Annotated in this window: 1 pseudogene; it reads left to right on the top strand. The window is 39.5% G+C overall.

Going from position 1 to position 309, the window contains the following annotated elements:
• A pseudogene (locus TT13_RS11500) lies at positions 1–309 on the top strand (glycoside hydrolase family 73 protein); the annotation flags it as partial.

Raw genomic sequence — 309 nt, 5'->3', positions numbered from 1 at the left:
AATACCCTGATGGCGAACACAATGAGTATGTTGCAGAGCAGGATATAGTTACTATTCCGGCCAAATATAAAATTGGCGATGTCGTTCAAATAAATAGTAATGCTGAAAGTGAAACGAATGGCTATTCATTAGTAAATCATCGCAATTGGGTTGGTACTGTTGTCTCAGCATCCCCAAAGGCTCACGCAAGCTCTGCTTGGGAATATGATATTGAATACCCTGATGGCGAACACAATGAGTATGTTGCAGAGCAGGATATAGTTACTATTCCGGCCAAATATAAAATTGGCGATGTCGTTCAAATAAATA

It is taken from the genome of Weissella oryzae SG25 (assembly GCF_000691805.2).
GTDB lineage: Bacteria > Bacillota > Bacilli > Lactobacillales > Lactobacillaceae > Weissella > Weissella oryzae.
The sequence above is the reverse complement of the archived record's forward strand: the minus strand, read 5'-3'. Positions and strand labels throughout refer to the sequence as shown.